Here is a 20,234-nt window from a genome sequence, read left to right as displayed (position 1 = left end):
CAAACATGAATAAAAGCGATACTTTCAGTGATTAGGTTGAAGATTTGCATAGCGGAGGACAGGAGTCATGCCGCTGGCTATTGCTATTAGCTAGCTAGCTTCAGTTTTTTCAGTTTTTTCTTCCCAAGTAAAACTGCACCGCAAAGACCAAGCCCTAGTAAACCCACTGCTGGAGAATTTTCTGGGACAGTTTTCCAGCCTCGTAGCCCCAGTCTGTATTCTTCAGTAGTGGAATCATAGGTCACGACATACTCAGTTGGATAAATTCCATCCCCAGGATATTTTTCGGGTTGGGCTAGAGAGTTAACCACACCATCTGGTTTCGATTCCAAAAAGTCCTTCGTGACCACAATATAGGCGAAACTCCATTGGCCATCGAAATACCCATAGTTGTAGTTAGAGGTGAATGGCACTTGCCCCATGGCTACAGGAGCGAAGAGGCTGGGGTCAGCATAACGGGTTCCATAGCGCGGCTGGGCATATAATTCATTACCTGCCTCAAATCCCTGAAAACCATCAGGGATAGCCTCTGGTTCTGGTGTTTTGACCGCCTGTGCCAGCTCGTCACCAACACAGGAAGTGTAGCTGCTGACCAGGTCCATGAAGGTATAAGTCACGGTGCCGGGATTTGGGCATATTTGGTCTCGTTGCTCAGAACTGAGATAGAAAAAAGAAAATCTGTAGCGGGGCACAGTAAAGACAGATTCGGGACCCGTACCACCACTGTTCGGGCTGTAAATAACTTCCGCCGTCTGGACTGCCGTAGCTCCCGAAGCCTCAGATGACAACGAAAGCTCATTTGAGACCTCTTGAGCATCATTGCCAGTGGGTACAGAAAGCGCTCCTTCTGTGAGGGATATACCAAGCTCTAAGACCTTTCCAGTATTATCATCAACTGTGAAATAGCTACGAACACTACCCTCTCCTAATGACTGCGACTCTCCATAGAAGGTTGCCGCAGGCGCCGCAGTAACTGTTCCCAGAGCGATAAGCACTGCTCCCAGGGGAGCTACCACTAAGTTATTATTCAGAGTCACCACAGAATACACTCCCCGTAAATTCATCTTGGTTATAGTATTATTTGATGTCTTGATTTGTTGTTGGATGGAGGCGTGGGCCTTGTTAATCAGCTAACAGCACCCGGCCAGGCAACACGTTCAACTCTCGCTGGAGATCCTCTAAGGGTCGATCCCACATTTCTTCCCAACGCACTGACCAGAGTGGCTTGGCGTCACGTCCACGCTGCCAACCCTCAAATAGTCCATCAAGTGCTTTGTTTAGTATCTGATTTTTGGCAGTAGCAAAGTGTAGAGTCATCCCGATCATGATCAAAGTCTGGTAGACTGTTGGTCCTTGACCATGACAAAAACCTTGCAGTGCTAATTCTCCCAGTACATCTGTCTTGTAGCCAGTGATCACGTGCCAGATGTCATGGGTCTGCATCTTCCGGAGTTTGATATAAGTGGCATCGTCAGGGGACTCATAGGCGCCGTAATCATAGGCAGGAATACCATTGCCGGTCATATGATGGTAGTAAACGTAGCCCAGTGTCCCAGGAGCGCAATTCCTATTCAGGTCTTCTAATTTATACTGAGGTCCCACATAGCGTTCCTCAATCAACTTGTCTGCCTCAGGGGTGAGCCGCAGCTGCTCAATATATTCAGACACTTCTACTGTCTCTAGCTGTTTCATGGCCTCCTCTAGTTTGAAATACCAGCTAAGATCCTCAGGATTAGTTGCTATCCCTAGAAGGGACTGCACAAAATTTGGGTCGTTAAGAAGGATATTTTGATTAGTTTGCACTCCAACCACTGCATTTTGGGTTTCCATAGCCAAACTCCTTTCTGATTTAGAACAATTTTGGTGTTGACAATTTCACAGCCAAAGCATCTCGTTTTTCACAAGTCCATCTCTGGCTGTAAGTACCTAGATAAAAGCTAAGACAGAGTAATCTGCTTCTGTTTACGCTTCAGCAGAGAACCTGCACCTAAAGCCCCCAGTCCCAATAGACCTGATGTAGAATTGTGTTCAGGGATTTTAGTCTGAAGGGTGTCGTAGGTGTAGCCATATCTCTTTCTGAAATCCAGAGTGTCTGCTGGTGTGACAATATCATCTGATGCGAGAACTGGTAATAAATCTACAAGATGACCTGAGCCAACATTTCCTGGTCTGGACTGACCTCCATCCCATGGCCACATTCGATCATTGAGATTGTGTCCATAGGGTTGACCCTCGGCAGGATAATAAGCGGTACCTGTATGTCCATTATCTTGCCATTCCGCCCAGAGGCGATCCACATTAGAATGAAGCACCCAAAATACGGGATCATAAGGGGAAGAAGTCACAGTGGTCATAGTGCCAAGAGCGGCGACCGGCTCGTTGTTCTCATTAAAAAGTAGCCCGCCAATTAATGGGTGGGCGCCATTGTGATTATAAAAATTCTTGGAAATATAGTTACCCTGGCTATCAGTGTAAGGCTCTCCTTCTAAGGCATGGCGAAAATCGGTATAGTTGTCCTGACTAAGAGCAAATTCGATATCTTCTTTGGGTAAGTAAGAATTACTAAAAGCTGGTGTTTGGGTAAAGCGGACTAGTGATGTACCCCGCGAATTTCCAAACATATCAACATTTATCTCACTTTTGAGTACCCATCCCTCAGCTTCTGAGAAAGGACCGGACTGAACAGGACCCCCTGCTGAAGTTCCTAAACCTGCATCAATAGTTTGTCCGTTGAAGGTGAAGGTTCCTCCCTGACCCCTTGGTCCTAAAAAGTCGTCAGCTAAGACAATGTCAAGTGCCTCGGGGTCAGTCCAATCCCAGTATGGAATTGTGACAGTTGGGTCTACTGATTGCAAGAGATTTTCAAATCGGGACAATAATTCGCGATGCCAGGGCAAAAAGCCTGCATTTCCGTGGGCGGCATCAACCCCTGCCTCAGCAGCTGGACCATAAGCTGTATCTTCCTCATGGTGATGGGTTGACATGCCGAATCCCATTGATTCTACATGGGTGACAACAAACTGTTCATATAGATTGATTGTACTACCTTCTGGGGTCGTGTTGAATAATGTCTTCACCGCACTGACGAATGCTGTTTTTTCCTGTGAGGTGAGATCAACAACGTTCTTGCGAACAGCAAGGTCTGCGGCTATTGATCGAGTCCCGAATATGTTTAGACCAGCAGTAATACTAACAGCTAGTATTGTGAATGTTTTTTGAAATATTTTCATCTTTTTCTCCTTTTTGTTTGATCAACATACTCACAGTTTTTCGGGACTCGACCAAAAGTCATGCTGGCACATGAAAATACATCTAGGGGTAGGAAAGTCTAGAACTGCCAGCTATCTGCCTCTGTACCCTAGATTTACAGAGCAGCGCGATCGCCAAATCAGTCCCTGATCATCCTGTCTGTACCATTGTCTTCAATGGCAAGATTGTTTGAGATAAACTCCAATCTGGTCTCAAATTTCTGGCTTGGCGTAAATACGGATGATAAATCTGCACAAGAGGATTTTTTGTATTGAAGTGGATCAATAAACGAATACAACGTTGTAAGCTACCCTCGACATACATTTGCTGCACATCTAATAAAGGCACATTACTCCAATGAAGACGTTCTCGAGCGATCGCTGCCGGAAAAATAGCATCTAGATCGCGAGTAACCGAAAAGGTAACACTGACAATCTCGCTGGGATCTAACTCATTATGAGCTTCCAGTTCATCTAGAAGCTCATTCACAACTTCTCGCATTGCCACAACAGAATTTTCCGCTACAGTTGTTGCCCCACGAATAGCTCTAACTCTCCACTCCATGTCAAATTCCTCCAAAATTAGTTATGAAGACCTGACCGCACATCACAAAAGAGTAGGAATCCTGTGTTCCTGACGATTAAGGCTCACTGGGGGAGCGGGAGCAGGGCCCAGTGCGACATCGCCCCAACGCATCACACTTGCACCTGCGTTAGATACTGAACCAATTGTGTAAACCAAAACTAAATCATTTTCACGAATTCTGCCAAATTCTGCGCCGTGGTACAGATTGGCCAGAGGGAGCATAGGACCAATGTTTGCATAGCGATCGTTGAGGTTGATTGCGCGCTGGGGATCTATGCCTAGGGCGCGGGCGCAGACGTTGGCGTACCAGGCGGTAGGAGTATTGAAGGCAAAAAAGTCAATCTCATCAAGACTCACGCCAGCAGCCTCTAGGGCGCCTGAGCAGCATTCTCGAACCAACTTGACAGAGGTATCACTCAGCACCTTGCCTGTACCTTTTGCTGCCCGTATATACATACGTGGGTTGCCTTGGTCGTCCGTCGTCAGCTCATTAAAGAAAGTCCCGCAAGTTGAGGCAGTGTTAATAATTTTTGTACCGAGGACGCCCTGGTTAGGTTTGACTGAGCTAACCACAAAGGCTCCTGCCCCGTCACCTGATAAAAATGCCAGGGTATCATTCTCATCGGTAAACTTGGAGTAGTTAGTGCAGATAACTACTAGCACATTGCGGTAATCTCCTGTACGCACAAATGCGGAAGCTGTCTGAAGTGCGACTATAGCATTCGAGCAGGTGGAATCAATATTCCAGGCAGCACCCTGCAATCCGAGTTCACCAGCTAAAAAGGCAGCATTGCCAGGTACAATTTGCTCAGGAAAAATTGTGGCAACGAGCATCAGATCAATTTCTTTGGGGGAGAGGTTTGCCGCATCCAGAGCGTCTTTGGCGGCGCTGTATGATATGGTCAGTGATGTCTCCCCAGGAGCAAATACCCTTCTTTCTACAGTACCACGAAAAGGGTCAGATAGATAGGGGGCCATTTCCAAGTCAAACTCATTCAGAGAGGTGGGGTCAGCAGTAGAAAACACCCTGGATAAGGTTTTTTTCTCAGCCTCGGCAATTAAGTGGGGGTAATTCTCTCTGTAATAATCGTTGGTGCGGATGATGCTAGGAAAGCTGACTGCAAGTGAGCGAATACCTACTGGTTGATACATGATGATAAATCTCCTGATTACTTAGCGCCTTGTGAGATTAGACTCTTAACGCGACCCCCAATGGGTGCAGGCTGATTGGCATCAATGATCACATCTACAACAAATGGTACAGGTGATGCCATTGCTTTTTCCAGCGCTGCTTCTAGGTCGGACTCAGTTTCGACGCGTATACCGTTAGCTCCCATACCATGAGCAATTTCGACGAAATCCGCCTGGGGTACATCTCCATCTATGCCCTTAAAGCCCAGCAAGGACATTCCTTGCTTGCACATGTTGTAGCCGCCGTCGTTCAGGACAATCCAGACCGCAGGAATTTGGTATTTTACAGCGGTGCTGACTTCGCTGTTCATCAGCATGGCACCATCGCCAACTATGGCCACGGCCTTACCATTCCGCGCCAGGGCCGCACCTACGACCCCTGTAACGAAATGACCCATGGAACCGAATCCAGTGCTGACCCGGTAACGACCCGGTTGGGCAAATCGCAACATATGATTTCCCCAAGCCAGGGAGTTACCCGACTCTGCCATGACAACTGCATCGCTACCCTCGACAATTAAGCGTTGTATAGCATCTAAGAGTACTTCTGGTCGCACTAGACCACCCGCGCTAGGCTTGATTACTTCACGTTGAGGACGAGGTAAGGAAAGGGTCGAGAACCGAGCCATACCTTCTGGAAGCTGCTTCAGCAGAGCCTTGAGGAACAGTCTGATGTCAGACTGGATAGCGAAGGTATCAGCGGTTGGATAGGCCACTCTTGGCACCTCTGGGTCGATATCAACATGGATGAAACCTTGTGAGGGTATCATCACTGGACTCCAGAATGATGTAGGTTCACTCAAGCGTGTTCCTAAGACTAAGGTACGTAAAGGTGGTTGCTCTTGCATATATGCAAGAACTGAGTCATCCCCACCGACACCTGTGACACCGACAAACTGCGGATGATTTTCTGGAAAGATTCCCTTGCCACGGGGTGATGACATCACCGCTGCTCCTGTTTTTTCAGCCAGATCGCGGATCTCTTTAGCTGCATTCCTTGCACCAAAGCCAACCCAAATCGCAAATGATCCTTCAGAAAGCAAGTGTACACATTCGGCGATCGCTTCCTCATTCAGGGTTGCAAGGGTGTGTGTGGAATTCACCCGTGGCATCGATACATTGCTTAAACTAGTCTGGATGCCCGTAGGAATACTAATATGAGCTACAAAGCCTTCTGGTCGTGCCAAGCCATTGGCCAGCCTGCAAGCAACCTCTGGCAGTTCAACATCGTTTTCGAGGGTAGTGGCGTAATTGAACAGTGGGCCTGAGGTAAAAATACCTGAAATGGGCATGGTGTAGGCACTGGTTTCCTGACAACCCCAGCGTCCTCGCTGTGGTGCAGAGGTGGAAGCCGATAAGAAAATCACCTTTGCACCTTCCCAGCGGGCCGCCATCAGTCCAGTCAGTGCATTAGTGATACCTGGTCCCGTGGTGGTGAATACAACAACGGGCTCACCATTAGCAATGTAAGCTTCGGTGGCAGCAAAAGCGGCTCCGGCTTCATGGCGAAAATGAAGTACCTCAATGGAACTATGGGTCAGGGTAGCCCAGAAGGGTGCGATCGCCCCTCCAGAAACACCAAATGCACGGCGTACTCCTAAATCTTCCAGCATCTTCACTACAGCTTGTGCAACAGTCAGATTGGTTGGTTCTAACTGAATAGATTTGCCATTAGGAGTTGGCGCTGTGGGTGGTGAAAAAATAGAAGAACCAACTGAATGTTCAACGGAGAGGTGATTAGGTTGGACAGGAGTTTTTATTGGTAACTGCTTAGATGGATTTGCAGTTTGATTAATAGATTCAACGCTCATATCTGTGAATTTTAATTACTACAAAAAACTGATTAACTAAAGAAATAATGCTGCTTTGAGTGCATGAACAACAGAAGAGCTAGTCTTGCTTATTTTAAGCATTAACAGCAGATAATTGAGCGATTGATTGCTGCCGTAAAAGCCGCTTCATAATTTTACCAGTCGGGTTTTTGGGCAGTGAATCGACAAAATTAATTACACGGGGAAGCTTGTATGTTGCCATTCTCACAGAACAGAAGTCAATGATTTGTTCTTCCGTAATCCTGTGACCAGGTTTCAGGACAATATTTGCCTGAACTATCTCTCCTTTGAAAGCATCAGGAACGCCATATATGGCTACTTCAGCAACAGATGAATGTTGATAAATAACATTTTCAACTTCAGTTGGATATACCTTAAATCCAGACACATTAATCATGTCTTTCAATCGGTCAACGATGTAGAAAAATCCCTGCTCGTCCATCCGACCAATGTCACCAGTATGGAACCAACCATTCTTAATAACTTCTGCGGTTTCAAATGGGCGATTCCAATAACCAAGCATGACGTTTGGTCCGCGAATTACGATCTCGCCTAACTCACCTGGCTGCACCTGATGACCATCACTATCAACAATCTTCATTTCCACATTCTCAATTGGAGTGCCAATTGAACCTAGTTGATATTTCAAGTCATGGTTATAGCAGGCACAAGGTGAGGTTTCAGTTAAACCATATCCTTCATGAATAAAAAACCCATACTTTTCCTGCCAACTTTGGGCAATTTCAAGTGGCAAGGGTGCGGCGGCTGAAAAGTAATAACGCACGCTCTCAAAATTGTAGCCAGAGGTGTCCGTATTCAGCAATTTTATGAATACAGTCGGCACACCAAAAAACATTGTTACTTTATGAGCAGCTATCGTGTTAAGTACTACCTCAAGGTCAAATCGTCGTTGCAGAATGACGGTAGCACAGATGTTGAATGCTGCGTTGAGAATAGCGTTTTGACCAAAGCAATGAAATATTGGCAGGTAAAGCAGTAATCGGTCGTCCGGCCCCATTCCACAACAACGGTTTTGGGAATACATATTGGAAATTACATTGCCGTGGGAAAGGGTAGCGCCTTTGGGAAAACCTGTTGTTCCTGATGTGTAGACAATGGTAGCAGGAGCGTGACGATCCATTGCCACGGCCATTGCCTTAGGGGAAGCACTTTCCATCAGTTGTGCTAAAGTAATTCCATCTTTGGCGCTGCCTTCTGCAATCAAAATGTGTTGCAATTCAGGTAAATCTGCCTTTAGTACCTGATTGCTTTGTGACTCAGTTGTAATTATTACTTTAGCAGCACAATCATGAAGGATATAGCTGACTTCAGCACTTTTCAACATGACATTAACTGAGACGGCAACAGCACCGATTTTGAGAATACCAAGATAGGAAATAATGAATTCTGGAATGTTTGGCAGAAACAAGGCTACGCGATCGCCTCTTTTTATTCCCAATCCTTGTAACCCATTTGCAACTCGCCCTGCCAACTCATTAATCTCTTTGTAGGTAAAAGATTTATCCTCAAAAATCAGGGCGATTTTGTCAGGAAACCACAGATGACCACGCTCTATATGATGTGCAATGTTCATGGCTACCAACACTACTCAGACAAAAGATTGTTAACTGCCGCGACAATCTGCCCTCCAGATGCAATATCATCTGCAATCAGGGTAATGTGTAAGTCTAATGCTTGTTCGTGGTCGTTCCAGATATAAGGTCGGTCAGCGGAGGGTTGTTGTCCAACTACGTTACGCACTGCCATATATAAATCTCTTGTGGCGGGCGACAGACAAGCACGGGCATCATAATGGTCGGCAACCAGGTGGGTGCGTAAATCAACCGCCTGCACTGCAAACATCAGGGAGATGGCCATATATTGTTGGAAGATATCTACTGAGCGCCGGGCTAAATTTGCAGAAGCAAAACCTTGGCTGTTGATATTTTGGTTAAATTGTTCCGCGTGGGTAGGAAATCTGTCGGCTATGGAATTACCATAAAAGGTCAACAGCGGCATGATCGAGTTGCCAGCTATTTGCAGACCCTTTAAACCCATGTTGACACTACGTTCGGGGTTACCCACTAAAGATGCTGGCAATCCATTGTTAAATTCCGGCGCTACAAGGTAGGCTATTTGCACATCCAAATGTTTAGCCAATAACCCAATGTAGTAACGCAGCTGATCCATTCCTACACCGATATATTGTCCTAAGAAATTACCACCATGATAACTAGCCTGGTTCTCAACATCGATCAGCGGGTTGTCCGTGACAGAGTTGATTTCCACCTCCATTTGTTTTTTAATCTGCTCAATCCCATCAACAATGGGGCCCATATATTGTGGCAGGCAGCGCAGTGAATAACGATCTTGAATGGGATGTTCACCTCTATAGTCGTGAGAACCATCTAACTCTTCACGCACTAACCGTGAACCTGCTAGTAGGTTTAGCATTTGGCTGGCAGCCCATTTTTGCCCTGAATGTGGTTTGAGTTTATGGATAAATGGGTGAAATGATTGATTAGTCCCATTCAAACCTTGGATAGCTAAGGCATGTGCACCCATTGCCAGAGCTAATAAGACTTTAGTGTCGTAGACGCAATTGGCAGCGATACCTGTCATCACTGATGTGCCATTCATCATCGCCAACCCTTCTTTAGGAAGTAGTTGCAATGGCTCTAAACCCAACCGCTTAAGTGCTGTTGGTGCATCAATCTCTTCGCCCTTAAAGTCAACGGTATAGCAGCGATCTAAACCAACCAGTGCCCCAGTAATGTAGGACAATGGCACCAAATCCCCACTTGCACCTATGGAGCCAAATTCATATACATGGGGTGTGACGCCAGCATTCAAGAATATCTCCATGCGGCGGATGATTTCTAGGCGGATACCAGATGCACCATACAAGTGGGAGTTAGCACGCAAAAGCATGGCAGCGCGGATATCAGCTATGGGTAATCTTTGTCCTGCCCCTGTCTTGTGATACCAAATCAGGTTGTTCTGAAGCAGCTCCGCAGATTCAGGGGAAATTACGACATTCGCCATGCCGCCAAAGCCACTTGTCACGCCGTAAATTGGCTGACCAGATTCCACAGCATTTTTAATGTAGTCACATGATGCCTGCACTCCTTGCAAAACATCTTGATTATCGCTTAATTGTACCTTGGCGCCATGACGTGCTACGCTAACGACCTCGTCTATTGTCAGGTCGTGGTTCCCCACAGATAAGGTTTTAGCCGAATTACCCAGAAAAGTTGCCGAAAAATTGGAAGTTTCGTTCTTGTTGAGAGATGTTGTGTTCATAGAATTTTTACTTTTTACCTAGATTGCACAGATAATTGACTGATTAGATATTTGTTGGCTGTTCCAGCTAGGAAACTGTGAAATAAGCTGACCCTGGTTTATGCCGTTGTGAACCTATTGGGGATATGCCAGGGTTTTATGCAGCTAAAGATTAAATTTGTTGACAGATTCCACAGAGTAGAAACTGCCATCAGTTTAGACATTTGCGGTGGCGGGAATTCGTCCAGCAAATTTTGGTGTTGCTGCTGCGCTATTGTTTTTAGACCAACGACCAAAGAATTGACCTAGAGGAGCCATCTCTTGCATTAATTTCTCAAATTTTTCCGGTGTCAGGGACTGAGGTCCATCTGAGAGTGCTTTCGCTGGGTTGGGGTGAACTTCTATCATTAGGGAATCTGCACCAGCTGCAATAGATGCCATTGCCATAGGTTGTACAAACTCTGATTTACCAGTGGCATGGCTGGGATCAATCATAATCGGCAAGTGAGTCAGAGTTCGCAAGACAGGGATCGCAGATATATCAAGAGTATTCCGTGTATATTGTCGGTCAAATGTGCGAATTCCCCGCTCGCACAAAATCACATTGGGATTACCTGCTGCCAGAATGTACTCAGCTGACATCAACCAATCTTCAATTGTGGCTGACAGTCCCCGCTTCAGCAGTACTGCCTTACCAGTAGCGCCTACTTTTTTAAGTAGGGAGAAATTCTGCATATTGCGGGCACCAATTTGGATCACGTCTGCGACTTCGACAATCTTCTCTAAGTCGGCTGCATCCATGATTTCTGTGATAACTCCTAAACCAGTAGCTTCGCGAGCTTTCGCTAACAAGCCTAAGGCACTCTCACCGTGACCTTGGAACGCATAAGGGGAAGTACGGGGTTTGTATGCTCCCCCACGAAGAAACTGTGCACCTGCTGCTTTTACTAGATGGGCTGTCTCTACAATCATTTCTTCGTTTTCAACAGCGCAAGGTCCAGCAGCTATAACTATGGGATGGTTCTGTCCAAAGGTTACAGGCCCATTGGGAGTTTGTACAACTATCTGACTATGTTCTCCATAACGAAATTCTAAAGAAGCGCGTTTGAATGGCTGTTTTACACGGATAACTTTCTCAATAAATGGGCTGAGATTTTGAATTTGGCAAGGATCAATTTCTGAGGTATCGCCTACTAAACCAATTACTATTTTGTGCTGACCTGTGCAGACTTCTGGTGTGATATTAGGACGGCACATTTCTGCACTTAAACGCTCAATTTCGGCAGAGGGGGTGGAGGGATTCATGATAATAATCATTGGTTCAAATACTCCTGATATGTTGCGAAATACAGTGTTTATTGGTAAGCCATATTCATCTGGCTTGTTTGATTCACTTCTAGATAATACTCAGTCAGCTTTTTAGGTTTTATGCAAGCAAGTGAGTTTTTTTTGTTGTTTATAACTCTACTTTGGGCTAACTTGGGTTAGTGCTAACCAATAGTTGTGCTGAATAATTTACCTTTGATTTGTACAGCTAAAGCTTCTGTGCTAAACGTTTTACATTCTGAGGTTTAGTCATTTGCATCCTTGATGACTGGAAATCTTTACAACCAGCATTTTTTTGCTGGAAATGCTAAACATCTAAGGCTGATTGCTTCAGATGTAAGTAATTTTTTCGGTAGGTCTGGATGAGGAGGTTCCTTCATTGGCTCCTCATTATTAGTCTGTAGTATTTTCTAGTTTTATGCAAGAAATAGAAAATAATTTAAAGCTGGCATTTTCTGGCAATGTGAGCTACGGTAGATAGCTAACCACCGGATATCTGTCTCAAAATGCTTATTATGCCAAGGTTTTCTATCTCTTACCTGCGAACTAAAAATTGAGGTCAACTCTTCTATTTCATAGAATTTATCCGTTTGTATGCCATAAAAATCTTAACCTCTACTCTATGCCCTGAATGGCATTTCAAGTTTCTGAGATGTTGGTTCTATGTTTTTATTAGGTTTAAGCAACATCAAATTATGCGTTTTTGAGAAGATTTTGGAAAATCATGTCACTCTAGGCATATTGTGGCAATACAAACAGCTAAACTTCCTCAATAGCTCTGTTAAACAAGGAAATTGCTACTATTGATAGATCCAGAAGAACACATATTTCGGCAAGCGTATAGTGGAGATACTTGATACAGCTTGCAACTTCATCGAAGGATAACTATTGTGGTAATTTTACTTTCTCAGTCAAAAGCTGGCAATCTGAGCAGAAAAAGTGCTTGGTTTGTTCACGAATCCATAGGTGTAACTGCTTGAAATCTACTAATTAAATTAGGTAAAGGATAGTAGTTACAGGATTTGTTTTTCTAGTTTTTTATCTCTAGACTAAATACATAGTATTGCACCGCAGTAAAAAAAACAATAAACAATTTGTTAGATCTAACTAACAATTCTATTGATGCTGCTATTTCTCTAGATAAAAAAATACCGTGATTTTTGAAAGCCTCCTCACATAGGAATTGTGGCTTTCAGACTGGATATAAATTGTATTTTCTTTAGAATAATTAAAAGTTTCTTTAATCAAGAAAATTAGATGTTTTTTGTAACAAATGTAACAAAATTAAGATTGTTTCTGATGTTCTTATCTTATTTTTCCTGATCTAGCTGGGCCTTTCTCCAGGCTTGGGGAGTTGTCCCATGATGTTGGCGAAACTGGCGGAAAAAATGAACCACATTTTGATAACCTATTTGAGCAGCAATATCCTCTACTCTGTCTGATGTCAAAAGCAGTAAGGAGCGTGCTGCTGCCATGCGGCGCTCAATAATCCACCCTTGCAAAGTTTTTCCCGTTTGGCGTCGCACAAGGTTAGTGAGGTAAGCAGGGTTGTAAGCGACTTCTTGGGCGACTTCGCTGAGGGTAATCGGTTGGTGATAATTGGCTTCAATAAAATGGAAGACCTTCTGGAAGACCTTGATTAACTGGGGATCGGATGGAAACATCGAGTGACAAATAGCCTGTCCTATGGTGGTGTCAGTGTCAGTCGGTAGTGGCTCTATATCTGACTGAGACTTTGCTCCGTACCACTGTTGGAGGGTGGCTCGTTTTTCCAAACAGGTAGCGATCGCCCTGAGTAATTCCTCTAATGTACAGGGCTTAGTGAGATAGTCATCTGCCCCTAGTTCAATTCCTTTGCGTATGTCAGACCGAGTATTTTTCACGGTGACAAAAATTAAGGGGATAATCGCTGTGGAAGAGTTTTGGCGTAGCTCCGTGAGGATAGAGTAACCATCCAGTTCCGGCAGCACAATCTCGCAGATAATCAAATCTGGTAAATATTCCTTTGCTTTCTGGAGACCAATCAGACCGTTTTTAGCACCTATAGTGCTGAAACCTTGAAGCCTAATAGCTTTGAGGAAAAGGTTTCTGGTTTCTTCTGTACCTTCTATGACTAATATTTTTTTCACAGTCTGCCATCTAAAACCAGTTGGTTGAGAAGCCCTTAATAAATTAAGGTTTAAGGTAAAAAAGTGCTACTGGCGAAAGCTCCATATATTTACTCATTAAGTTTCACCACTTTTATGCAAAATGGTGAATTTTTATCACATTTCTCGCAATCAGAGCACTTGTACTAAATCAGCAGGTCAGACTGGTGAGTAATTTCTTTATTTGGACTGACATATCTGTCATAACCAGAGAGTTCCGGAAATTCAGGCTGTTACCTGTGGTATTTCCAAACTGGTGACCCACTGGGGTAAAAGCTCGATAGCGTAGCCTAATGGATGTCCAGTGAATGTGACAGTTGCGTTCGTCGTAGCAGTGATAGATAGTGGGGTAACAATCGCAAATTGTACCATCTTGCTCGTAATATGTACTTACCTCTTAGGGTAGATATATTGCCTGGAAGGTACTACCGTTGCAATGGGAACCTCACTCTCATATAACTGGTTGGGAGTTAAGGGTAGGATAACCAATTTGTTTGCTCTGAAGCCGATTGCTAGCTGTGATGTTTAACTTCTTTAGTTCATTTCAAACAGCACTAATATTTTTCAGGTGTGCCAAAAAAATTTGGCAAAAGCGAGAGTTGACATACCATCGGACTGAAATTACTTGGTAACTTGGCGATCGCCAATTACAAATGTAAAATTACTATAGCAATTTTTTTCAGTACCAGAATTTATCAGTCTTTTTTGTTTTCCAGTTATTGTCAAGGACTATAGTGTATGTAAATAGGAGGAAGTGATTGTTTTAAACGTTGAATTAATATGCTCTTGCTTGAAAACTATTAAGGGTGACAATGCTGCTATACTATTTAAGTATTAAAAAGCAAATTAGCAGTTTAAAAATTACTAATTTTTAAACTATTTTTTCATAAAAATATCCATTGGCAACAGTCAAAAAAGTTTGAGCAAGCAGGGTCACTATGGCTAAGAAAATTTACGCGCTACTAGTTGGTATTGACGAATATGATCCTGCATCAATTCCCCCAGTACAGACTTTAAATGGTTGCATTAACGACATTAGGGAAATGGCAGCTTATCTTCGGGAGCGAATCACTAAAGATAGCGACTGGCAACTGATTGAACCCAGTAATCAACCGTGGATACTGACAAATCAGGAAGCCACCCGTCAAGGAATTATCAACGGCTTTCAGCAGCACCTGTGTAATGCTGACAGTAATGATATAGTCTTCTTTTATTATGCAGGTCATGGTGCCGAAGAGAAGACACCAGAGGAATTTTGGCATTTAGAACCAGACCGATTAGATAAAACTTTAGTTTGCTATGACAGCCGTACAGAAGATAGTCGAGACTTAGCAGATAAGGAATTAGCCTACCTAATCTCGAAAGTGGCACAAAATAACCCCCATATTTTGAGCATTTTAGACTGCTGTCACTCCGGTTTTGGAACTAGGGATTTATCACCAGAAAATACCGTGCGTCGTTCTCCAATAGACTGGCGGGAACGTTCTTTAAGCAGCTTTATTTTTGCTGATGACAAAACAGCGTTAGATGAATTCTTAACTGTAACTAGCGACGGAAAACAGCAGAGGAATGGTATAGTAGTGCCTCAAGGTCGGCATATTATGTTTTCTGCTTGTAGAGACTATGAGTTGGCAAAGGAATACAAAACAAAAGATGGTGAATTTAGAGGTGCATTTTCTTACTTTCTGTTACAAGCTTTAAATAGCACAAATGGTAGTATTACATATCTTGATATAGCCAGAAATATTCATACCCTGGTTAATAGTAAAATGAAGGATCAATCGCCGCAAGTGACAGCAAATGATCCCGAAGCATTAAATCAACCTTTCTTGGCTGGTGCAATTAGCAGACGTCCTGAGTACTTCACCTTAAACTACAGTCAGAATGATCAAAGCTGGGTAATTGACGGCGGTAATCTCCACGGTATTCCTCAACTGGCTAACAGTAGAGATACTTTATTAGCTTTCTTTGCTGTGGGAACTACTAGGGAAGAGTTACACCAACTCTCAGCGGCTGTAGGTGAAGGGCGAGTTACCCAAGTATTACCACAAAAAAGTCTGGTAGAAATTGTGATTGGTGAGGAAAGCTTATCGATAACTAAAAGCTATTGGGCCCTAGTAACTAACCTAGCATTACCGTCTTTGAAAGTTTATATCAAGGGTGATGCTACAGGTGTAGAATTGGCCCAGGAAGCACTGCAAACGCCTCAGCCTTCCTTGTTTGTGAGTCAAATAGACAAAGCTTCAGATGCAGATTGCCATTTGTTAGCACGTGACGGGCAATATTGGATTACACAACCGGCAGATGAGCGATCGCTAGTTGATCCAATTCCAGGATACCCGAATCCAGCAGCTTACACACTGGAAAATGCCACTTTGGTGAGCCGACGTTTAGAACATATCGCTCGTTGGCACAATATTATCCAATTCGCCAACCCCGCGACAAGTGACATTAAACCAGATGATGTGGAGATGGAGATTGTTATCTTATCGGGAAATCAAGAGACTGCACCAGATAGAGCATTTTCAGAGGTACGGGTTGAGTACAGTTATGAAAATGATGCTTGGCAATTCCCCATCATCCAAATTAAATTAACAAATCACAGTCATAAGGCTCTCTACTGTAATGTATTGGATCTTTCAGAAAGTTACACTGTAGATGTACCATTTTTTGATGCTAAAAGTAGCATTAGACTAGCGGCTAAAGAGGAAGTCACTAGTTTTGATCATATCGGCTTTATCGTTCCAGATATTTATTGGCAACAGGGCAGAACTGAATACAAAAATGTATTTAAGCTGATTGTCAGCACTACAGAATTTGATGCGAGTTTGCTTGAGCAAGATGGCATAAATCCATCAAAACTAAATTTATATTCTGGAGATAAATTAGGAAGCCTTGACTGTTTAATGGTAGGGGTTAATAGCCGTGAAGCTGTCAGATGTAGAGGTAACTATGATGATTGGCTTACGAAGCAAGTCACGATTACTATCGTGCGACCACAGGAGGCTCAATCAATTCAATCTGATCACAGCACATTATTACAACATGGCGTTGTCGAGGTGCAACCCCATCCAAGTTTGCAAGCTAAAGTTAATCTAACTAGCGTATCACAAGCAAGTAAGATTTTAGGAAATCTGATTTTACCTGCTATCCTGCGGCAACAACCTAGGGTTAATGAATTCTGGCAATTTACTCCTAGTAGAGGTAGTGATCCTGGCTTGAATATTTTAGAGTTAAGTGGCGTAGAAAACTACACAGTTGTCACACCAGAAATGCCTTTAAACTTGCTAATTGATCCAGCCTTAACAGATGATGAATATCTTTTAGCATTTGCTTATGATGGTGAGTTTTTTTTACCCTTAGGAAATGGCAAGAGGACGAAGCATGGTAAAACTAAGGTGACAATAGAAAGGTTATCTAAACCAATAGTTAGTAGTCTTAGTTTACAGGGTTCAATTTGGATATTTTTGGCAAAAATTACCAATCAAAAACGAGGAATGCCATTTGAATACCCAATTTTAGCTGTAGCCAACCTTGGGGAAAATGATCTAATAACCTACGAAAAAAATCAAGAAAACGTTAAAGCACAGGTTGCTCAAGCTGGGCGAATTATCTTGTTAATTCATGGAATTATTAGCGACAGTACAAGTATGATTCCCAGTGTCAATCAAACCATTGTTGAGGCAAAGGAACAACAGTTGCCAATGAAAGAAATTTATGATTTGGTGCTGATATTTGATTATGAGAATACCCAGACTACTATTGAGGAGAATGCAAGACTTTTAGGGCAAAGATTGGAAGCAGTAGGTTTGGGAGCCAACCACGGTAAAGAGTTGCATATTGTGGCCCATTCTCTGGGTGGCTTGGTGTCTCGATGGTTTATTGAGCAAGAAGGTGGAAATCAAGTTGTGCAGCATTTGGTGATGTTAGGTACACCCAACGCTGGTTTTTCTTCACCAGTGGTGCAAGATTGGGTATTGACAGCCTTGGGTATAGGGTTGAATCAACTTTCAGCAGTTGCTTGGAATCGGAAAATTGTGGCTGATTTACTAGAGTTTCTGGAAGCGAAGGAATCCTCTCTAGAGCAAATGCAGCCAGACTCTGATTTTATCAAAGCGATCGCTAACAATAACGATCCTTCTGTTCCTTATACCATTATTGCAGGTAACAAATCGCTAGTTAGAGCAGCGGTGGAAATACAGCCAGATTTGCAATCCAGTTTAATACAGCGATTGGTGCAGAAGCTGTTGGGTAAAGCTGTAGATTTAACTGTTTTCCAACAACCTAACGATATGGCTGTAACTCTAGCCAGTATTAAAAGTTTAAGTAACCAGAGGCAGCCGCGCCCCAAAATTTTATTACCAGATGCGGCTTGCGATCACTTTACCTATTTTACTCATCAACTAGGGTTAACTGCCCTAGCAAAGGCAATCCAACCACTGGTGAATCCCCCGCTCAAACTAACACAAGAGGCACTTCCCTCGCCGTGGGCCATAAATTCGCCTCAACCACCGGAGGCGATTCCCTATTCCCAAAGGACTCCATTAGATACCACAAATCAAGAAGGGCAAAATGCTCCTGGGGTGAATGGTGCAGTGATTAAGGTGATTGCCTTGTTGATTATAATAGTTGCTGGCTTAATTATCTGGAGGCGATCGCCCCAACCACAACCCCAAAATCCCAACAAAACCAGTCACGCTATACATTTGATGTGAACTACCTACACTGACCTTTCGGTAGAGTGTAGGCTTCCCAATTCAACAGGGATTGCCTCGACCTTCGTAGATTTTTTACGTCCCGAAGACTTTGGTCTTACATCCCCTCCAAGGGCAGAAGAGCTAGTTCCTAACTCTCTTACGAGTTCGCCAGTTACTTCACTTGGGGAGACCCCAAGACCGTACTGGCTCACCAAAATTCGCCATCCTTCATTTCTAATATTTATTGCAGCGTTGATGTCTCTATCATGCTGTTTCTGGCAGTGAGGGCAGTCTACAAATCTTACACCCAATGAATCATAACCTTTTTGCAGCATTGGGATTGGTAGTAGAGTCTCGCTACAAAGTTGAGAAGATGGAAAGAAACGACCTATTTCAATATAGGTATGACCAAATTTCTCGGCTTTGTATTTGAGCATGGTCTGAAACATCCCCCATCCCTGGTCACTGATAGCTTTTGCTAAGTTAGGGTTCTTCACCATATTTTTAATTGCCAAATCTTCTACACAAATAACTTGGTTTTCGTATGCTATTTTGCGAGATAGCTTGTGCAGAAAATCCTCTCTAACTCTAGCTATTTTGCTAGAGACTTTGGCAACTAAGCGTTTTGCTTTACGACGGTTGTTAGAAGTTTTATCTGTCTTCTTAGCTAACTTTTTCTGCTGGCGTTTTCTATTCTTTTCTAACTTTGCTAATTGTTTTTTGGGTAGGTCATATTTTGAGCCTTCTGAAGTTATAGCAAAATTATTTAATCCTAAGTCAACTCCAATAGCATCTCTAATTGCCACTACTGGATTATCAGCTTGATTAAAAAGAATAGAAGCGTAGTATCTACCGTCTGCATTTTTGGATATTGTTACAGTAGTGAATTTTGCATCAGGTAGATATGAGTGAAACACAGTTTTCATTAATCCCAAACTACCGGGAAACTTAACAACAGAGTCCTGTGGTATTAGTTTTACGTTTTGGGGATACTGAATTGATTGCAAACCATGTTTAGATTTAAAGTTAGGGAATTTAGCACGTCCCTCAAAGAAATTAACAAACGCGCTAGAAAGGTTGAATGTTACTCGTTGCAATACTTGACTGTAGGCAAGCCCTAACCATTCATATTCTTTTTTTAACCCTGGAAGCAACTTATCCATAGCTGCTTTAGAAAGTCCTTTTCCTGTTTCTTTATAAGCGGTAGTCGTGGCATTAAGCATATAATTCCACAACCATCGAGTGTTACCGAAACATTGAGATAGATAAGACTCTTGCTCGTCAGTTGGATAAATTCTAACTTTAATCGCTCTATACATGGTATCGACCTTACCGTGTTTACATATTCATGATAACAGGTATTTTGATAGGTGTGTTATCCAAGACAAAATATTTTGTTCGTCTGGTCGTCGTAGTCTTTCCGGTTTTCGCTACGCTCAAATATGGTCAGACTACACTCCGGGCGAGTACGCCCCGCTTCGCTAACACCTCACGGGCAATTCATCTCAACACTGACCTGAGTAAAGGTTCAGTGTGAGCCTTCTTGCTGTTTCAGGTAAATTAGCTTTCTAGCTGCTCAATGCCAATAATCCCTTGATTGCCTGCAATTTCTTTGCGAGTATGAAATGTGAAGCGGCGCTGTTCACCTTGTTTGTTCCATTCTTCTTGCAATGCTCCGTGGGGATATGTGCCACTGTTGAGCATTGCCATTAGTGGGGGCCATGCTGTTTCAATATTACTGGCATCACCAACAAAGATTTGAAAACGACCGATGTTAGCCACCGCATAAATCCCAGAAGCCATAGTTTCTAGTTAGTAGCTTAGACTATGGCAATTATAGAATTCATCGCCAACAGAGATTCGCCCAAATCGGTGTTGACAGCCACAAAAATGAGATCGCATCTCATCTAACTTTAAACTGGGCG

13 protein-coding genes are annotated in these 20,234 nt (G+C 43.3%); 1 reads left to right on the top strand and 12 read right to left on the bottom strand.

The features are described 5' to 3' along the window. Nucleotides 1–86: 86 nt before the first annotated feature. The 10 genes from H6G32_RS08730 to H6G32_RS08685 all read right to left on the bottom strand — a co-directional run bounded on the left by H6G32_RS08730 (nucleotide 87) and on the right by H6G32_RS08685 (nucleotide 13,594). Nucleotides 87–1,040, bottom strand: coding sequence for a hypothetical protein (locus H6G32_RS08730; protein ID WP_190457170.1), 954 nt, complete (start codon nucleotides 1,038–1,040; stop codon nucleotides 87–89). A gap of 82 nt (nucleotides 1,041–1,122) precedes the next feature. Beyond that, entirely contained in the window at nucleotides 1,123–1,830 is a 708-nt protein-coding gene (locus H6G32_RS08725) for a Coq4 family protein (protein WP_190457168.1), read from the bottom strand. Between the two features lie 107 nt (nucleotides 1,831–1,937). After that, entirely contained in the window at nucleotides 1,938–3,230 is a 1,293-nt protein-coding gene (locus H6G32_RS08720; RefSeq protein ID WP_190457165.1) for a tyrosinase family protein, read from the bottom strand. Nucleotides 3,231–3,399: 169 nt separating this feature from the next. Further along, entirely contained in the window at nucleotides 3,400–3,813 is a 414-nt protein-coding gene (aroH, locus tag H6G32_RS08715; RefSeq protein WP_190457163.1) for a chorismate mutase, read from the bottom strand. 42 nt (nucleotides 3,814–3,855) lie between these two features. After that, the gene (locus H6G32_RS08710; protein ID WP_190457243.1) at nucleotides 3,856–4,989 is read right to left on the bottom strand and encodes a 3-oxoacyl-ACP synthase III family protein; all 1,134 of its coding nucleotides are present in this window, start codon (nucleotides 4,987–4,989) and stop codon (nucleotides 3,856–3,858) included. Nucleotides 4,990–5,003: 14 nt separating this feature from the next. Next, nucleotides 5,004–6,836 (bottom strand): ScyA-related TPP-binding enzyme, encoded by a 1,833-nt coding sequence (locus tag H6G32_RS08705; RefSeq protein ID WP_190457161.1) that lies wholly within the window; start codon nucleotides 6,834–6,836, stop codon nucleotides 5,004–5,006. A 94-nt stretch (nucleotides 6,837–6,930) separates the two neighbouring features. Then, the gene (locus H6G32_RS08700; RefSeq protein WP_190457158.1) at nucleotides 6,931–8,451 is read right to left on the bottom strand and encodes a class I adenylate-forming enzyme family protein; all 1,521 of its coding nucleotides are present in this window, start codon (nucleotides 8,449–8,451) and stop codon (nucleotides 6,931–6,933) included. 11 nt (nucleotides 8,452–8,462) lie between these two features. Beyond that, complete coding sequence (locus tag H6G32_RS08695; RefSeq protein ID WP_190457156.1) at nucleotides 8,463–10,160, bottom strand: HAL/PAL/TAL family ammonia-lyase; 1,698 nt, start codon at nucleotides 10,158–10,160, stop codon at nucleotides 8,463–8,465. A 195-nt stretch (nucleotides 10,161–10,355) separates the two neighbouring features. Beyond that, entirely contained in the window at nucleotides 10,356–11,456 is a 1,101-nt protein-coding gene (gene aroF / locus H6G32_RS08690; protein ID WP_190457154.1) for a 3-deoxy-7-phosphoheptulonate synthase, read from the bottom strand. 1,319 nt (nucleotides 11,457–12,775) lie between these two features. After that, on the bottom strand, nucleotides 12,776–13,594 hold the full coding sequence (locus H6G32_RS08685) for a helix-turn-helix domain-containing protein (protein WP_190457152.1): 819 nt from the start codon (nucleotides 13,592–13,594) through the stop codon (nucleotides 12,776–12,778). A 956-nt stretch (nucleotides 13,595–14,550) separates the two neighbouring features. On the opposite strand from H6G32_RS08685, the gene H6G32_RS08680 reads away from it, so the two are divergent. Continuing rightward, nucleotides 14,551–18,327 (top strand): caspase family protein, encoded by a 3,777-nt coding sequence (locus tag H6G32_RS08680; protein WP_190457150.1) that lies wholly within the window; start codon nucleotides 14,551–14,553, stop codon nucleotides 18,325–18,327. A 5-nt stretch (nucleotides 18,328–18,332) separates the two neighbouring features. Here the strand turns inward: H6G32_RS08680 and H6G32_RS08675 are convergent, their stop codons facing one another. Together H6G32_RS08675 and H6G32_RS08670 are read right to left on the bottom strand one after the other, a co-directional pair. Beyond that, nucleotides 18,333–19,628 carry an RNA-guided endonuclease InsQ/TnpB family protein gene (locus tag H6G32_RS08675; RefSeq protein ID WP_190457149.1) on the bottom strand — a complete coding sequence of 432 codons (1,296 nt, stop codon included), beginning with the start codon at nucleotides 19,626–19,628 and terminating at the stop codon, nucleotides 18,333–18,335. A gap of 241 nt (nucleotides 19,629–19,869) precedes the next feature. Continuing rightward, nucleotides 19,870–20,112 (bottom strand): hypothetical protein, encoded by a 243-nt coding sequence (locus H6G32_RS08670; RefSeq protein WP_190457146.1) that lies wholly within the window; start codon nucleotides 20,110–20,112, stop codon nucleotides 19,870–19,872. Nucleotides 20,113–20,234 lie beyond the last annotated feature (122 nt).

Source organism: Cylindrospermum sp. FACHB-282 (assembly GCF_014697195.1).
GTDB lineage: Bacteria > Cyanobacteriota > Cyanobacteriia > Cyanobacteriales > Nostocaceae > Cylindrospermum.
Note: the sequence above shows the minus strand (reverse complement) of the source record. Positions and strands in the feature narration are given on the sequence as shown.